The sequence below is a fragment of the Pseudomonas sp. MD195_PC81_125 genome (assembly GCF_014060985.1).
GTDB lineage: Bacteria > Pseudomonadota > Gammaproteobacteria > Pseudomonadales > Pseudomonadaceae > Aquipseudomonas > Aquipseudomonas parakoreensis.
On record NZ_JABULD010000400.1, the window covers coordinates 1 to 4,369 of the forward strand.

The window sequence follows — 4,369 nt, forward strand, 5'->3', positions numbered from 1 at the left end:
CCCTTCAAGCCGACCTTGCCCAGGTCATAACCGATCGATGCGTCGAACAACGTGTAAGATGGCACCTTCAGTGTGTTTTCCGCATCCGCCCAGCTATAACCGACATAACGCACACCACCGCCTAAACGCAGGCCATCGAGTGCCGCGCTATCGAACTTGTAGTCGGCCCACAACGATGCCATGTGCCGCGGTGCCTGAGTCGGCGAGTTGCCTTTGTTTTCGATTACGCCGGTCGGCGTACTCAGGGTACTGACCATCGACTTCGAATACTCGATATCGGTGAAGGTATAGCTACCGAGCACTTTCAGGTTGTCGGTCACCTGCATGTGCGCTTCCAGTTCCAGACCTTGCGAACGCACGGCGCCGACAGCACGGTAGAAATTTTCCTGCGGCAGCTTGGTCGCCAGGTTCTCCTGATCGATATGGAACAGCGAGGCGGTGAACAGATTGTCGGTGCCCGGCGGCTGGTACTTCAGGCCGACTTCCCATTGCGTTCCGTCGGTTGGCGGCAGTGGATTGCCGGCGCTGTCAGCATACGAGTTCGGGTTAAACGACTCGGAATAGCTGATGTACGGCGCCAAGCCGTTTTCGAACAGATACAACGCGCCAGCGCGGCCGGTCAGTTTGGTGCGGCGGTCGTTGATTTCGGTGCCCAATGGCCGTCCTGCTTCGGCGATACGGTTCTCATCCGACGTCTCGACCCAGTCCTGACGCAGGCCGAGTGAGAAGCGCCACTGGTCCATCTCGATCAGGTCTTGCAGGTATACGCCGGTTTGTTCCAGGCGGCGCAGATAACGGGTCTCGCCGTACATGTCGATCGCCGAATTGCCGTAGACCGGGTCGAAGGCATTGATCGGCGCCAGGCCGCCGCTGGTCCAGTCGACCACGGTTTTGCGCCGTTGATAATCTGCGCCCATCAACACGGTGTGCTTGGTGGCACCGGTGAAGAATTCGGCCTGCAGCATGTTGTCGACGATGAACGCATGCAGACGCTCATCGCCGCCGGTGTAATAGCGGTTCAGTTCGTTGCTGGTTGGCGTCGTCCAGCCATAGGCGTAGACCTGATCCATGTTCACTTTGGAGTCGAGGTAACGGAAATTCTGCCGCGCCGTGAAGACATCGTTGAAGCGGTGTTCGAACTGATAGCCAAACGACTGCTGATTCCGCGAGTACCCATCAACTCCCGGCTCGCCCTCGAAGAAGTGCGGCGAGATGCGGTTGCCGTTGCGCTGATGAATCGTCCCGTCTGCCGGCACGCCGCCGTGGTAGCCGCCATCCGGATCGTGTTGCAGATACGCCTGCAGTGTCAGCGAAGTGTCTTCAGTGAAATCGATGCTCAGGGTCGGGGCGAGAGCGAAGCGTTTTTCCTTGTTGTGGTCGAATTGCGTGTCGGATTGATCCGTCAAACCGGTCAGACGATAGGCGATGCGCTTGTCGTCATCGACCGGACCGCTGAAGTCAAAACCGACACCGCGCTGGCCTTGGGTGCCGACCGTGGCCTGAACTTGATGATAGGCCTCGTACAACGGTTTTTTGCTGGTCAGCGCCACCAGGCCACCGGGCGAACTGCGACCGTACAACACGGACGATGGGCCTTTGAGAATATCCACGCGTTCAAGGAAATACGGATCGACCTGCATGGTGCTGTAGGTGCCGCTGTCACCCATCGACTTGAGGCCGTCGAGATAGATGTTGTCCACCGAACCGTCGTTGAAACCGCGCATCGCCACATAGTCGTATCGATGCGTCGCGCCGTAAGGATTGGTCAGCACGCCGGGGGTATAACGCATCGTCTGGGAGACGGTCTGCGAGCCTTGATCGTCCATTTGCTCGCGAGTCACCACCGATACGCTTTGTGACGTTTCCAGCAGCGCGGTACTGGTCTTGGTGGCGATCTGGCTGTGGGTGGCGTTGTAGCCTCCATGCTGCCCAGTGCATTTCCGAGAGCGAAGCCTTTGATATCAGTGGCCGGCAGCGCCAGTGCATCGCTGTCGCTGACCGAGTGCAGAATGTAGCTGCTGCCATCCTGGCTGACCGCTTCCAGACCCGAGCCACTCAGCAAATGGCTCAACGCTTGATCGGTTGAATATTCGCCCTGCACGCCTGGCGACTGCCGCCCCTGCGTTTGCTGGGGTGTCATCGACAAGGTAATACCCGCCTCGCGCGCAAACCGGTTCAGTGCTTCGTCCAAGGGGCCGGCGCCAATGTTGTAGCGATGGCTGCTCGCTTCACTGGCATTAGCGGCGAGGCTCAGGGCAGGCAACACTCCGGTGCCCAGAACAGTGGAGAGCAGGGCGGCGCGAACAGCGTGGCGTAACAGGCCTGATTCGGCAGTGAAAGGCAGAGGTTTCTTACAGGTGATTCGGACAGTCATTGTCGGTTTCCGTGGCAAGTCGCTAAAGCGGAATGGAGGTGCTTACTGACCAAGCCGGATTTGCCGCAAAAAACCGCCAAAATAATTTCAGGCCACTGCCTCAATCATTACCCACCACCGGGTGCGATAGCGCAACTGCACCGGCAACGTCTGCGGCAGGATGGCCAACAGCTTGTCGGTGTCCTCCAGGCGGAACACGCCGGACAGGCGCAAATCTGCCACCGCCGGCGCGCACGTCACGAAACCTGGACGATAACGTCCGACCTCGTTGAGAAAATCGCCCAGGCGCATATCGCGAGTGACGATCAGACCGTCGACCCACGCGCCCGCGTCCATATCTGGTGGCGGCGCCGGGCGTACCTGGTGGTGATCGATCAGGTAGGTCTGCCCGGCGAGTGCCTCAACCAAGGTGCCAGCGCTATGGATGGCCACACGGCCGTGGGTGACGCTCAGCCGCGTGCAATTACTGTCCTGACGCAGGACGAAGCGGGCATGGGTCGGCTCATAAACGCCGTGACGACTTTGTACGCGTAGCGCCCGATTGAAGGCCGCGCCTTCATCGTTACCACCGCATGTGACGATGATTTCGCCGCGATTGAGTTTGATCAGCCGCTGCTGCGCGGTGTAGTCCAGATCCACCGCACTGGCAGTGTTCAGCTCGATCCGCGTGCCGTCGGGCAGCTGGAACCCGCGACGCTCGCCGGTCGCCGTAGCGTAATCAGCGCGCCACTGCTGCCACACGGAGGTGTCCTTGGCCAGCCATGCCGCGGAGCCCATCAGCACCGCGCCGGACAGCAGCTTCAAGGCTTGTCGCCGGCCCAGTCCTTGCGCACTGTTTTCCAGCGTATTGAACGCGACCTGGGCGCCGGGCGCTGCGCGCAGGTTATGGCTCAGTTCAGCCTGCAGCGACTGCACGCGCTGCCAGGCCAGTTCATGTTCATGATGTTCGGCGCGCCACGCATCGCACTGATGACTCAGGCGCGCATTGCCATGGTTGTTGCGCAGGCGCAGCAACCAGTGGATGGCTTGCTTGACCACCTGTTGCGGCGGCTCGGCGCGACGCCCGACCGAGTTGTTATCCACTGGCATCAACTTGCGTACCGCAACACGTAGCAGTGATACAGCGCAGCGGCGATGTAACGTTCGACTGAGCGCAGAGACAAGCCCATTCGCGCGGCGATCTGCTTGTGGGTCAAGCCTTCGCACTGCGCCAGCAGAAACGCCTGACGCACTTTCGGCCGCAAGCCTTCGAGCATGCGCGCGATGTCCCCAAGCAATTCGATTACCAGCGCGCGGGTTTCGGCGCTTGGGGCTTCGGCTTCGGGCAAGTGGGCGATGGTTTCGAGATAGGCGCGTTCGATTTCTTCACGACGCCACAGGTCGATCACCAGACCACGGGCGATGGTGCGCAAAAAAGCCCGAGGCGCCTTGAGTTCCAGGCGTTCGCTGCGCTGCAGCAGACGGACGAAGGTGTCCTGGGCCAGATCCGCCGCATCCGCGGCATTGCCCAGTCGCGCTCGCAGCCAGGCGTTGAGCCAGCCGTGATGACTCCTGTAAAGCGCCTGCACTGCAAACTCAGGTGAGGACATGAACGCAACAGCCCGAACGTCACAAATGATAATTAGTCGCATTGTCATCAAGGGCTACAGAATTTGCAACCGGCGCTGCAAAACAGTCATCAAAAAATGACAGACGAACGCTCTGGCACGCCGTTCGGCGGGAATCTGGCAGAAATGCCGTCCATTTCCTGCAAAGCGCTAAGTTTTCTCCGACGCGTGCCGAAAGACTGGTGAGACATGCGTGCACCAAAGTAGAGCGGCCGTCAGAACGCCGCCTGCGCTGTACATGGAATGTTGCATCCCGGAACGCATCCCCACTTTTGCATAAGAAGTCCCATGAAATGAATCTCAAGTTCAGCCATAAAATCCTGTTGGCCGCCTCGGGCGTCGTGGTCCTGGCTTTCGCTTTGTTCACCCTCTACAACGACTATCTGCA

At 59.6% G+C, this 4,369-nt stretch carries 3 protein-coding genes and 1 pseudogene; 1 reads left to right on the top strand and 3 read right to left on the bottom strand.

Annotated features, from left to right (window positions below; all coding sequences use genetic code 11):
• The 3 genes and pseudogenes from HT737_RS16395 to HT737_RS16405 all read right to left on the bottom strand — a co-directional run.
• A pseudogene (locus tag HT737_RS16395) lies at nt 1-2,374 on the bottom strand (TonB-dependent siderophore receptor); the annotation flags it as partial.
• 87 nt (nt 2,375-2,461) lie between these two features.
• The gene (locus tag HT737_RS16400) at nt 2,462-3,463 is read right to left on the bottom strand and encodes a FecR domain-containing protein (RefSeq protein WP_182403287.1); all 1,002 of its coding nucleotides are present in this window, start codon (nt 3,461-3,463) and stop codon (nt 2,462-2,464) included.
• Nucleotides 3,463-3,963: a sigma-70 family RNA polymerase sigma factor gene (locus tag HT737_RS16405; protein WP_182403289.1), complete on the bottom strand. Its 501-nt coding sequence runs from the start codon at nt 3,961-3,963 to the stop codon at nt 3,463-3,465. Before HT737_RS16405 ends, HT737_RS16400 begins: the two co-directional genes overlap by 1 nt.
• Nucleotides 3,964-4,274: 311 nt before the next feature.
• Here HT737_RS16405 and HT737_RS32765 point away from each other — a divergent pair.
• A partial coding sequence (locus tag HT737_RS32765) for a hypothetical protein (protein ID WP_372339961.1) occupies nt 4,275-4,369 on the top strand: 95 nt, incomplete at its 3' end.

What these genes read in the sequence shown, in the direction of transcription:
- HT737_RS16400 (WP_182403287.1), bottom strand. Translation starts at nt 3,463, where the DNA reads ATGCCAGTGGATAACAACTCGGTCGGGCGTCGCGCCGAGCCGCCGCAA.
- HT737_RS16405 (WP_182403289.1), bottom strand. Translation starts at nt 3,963, where the DNA reads ATGTCCTCACCTGAGTTTGCAGTGCAGGCGCTTTACAGGAGTCATCAC.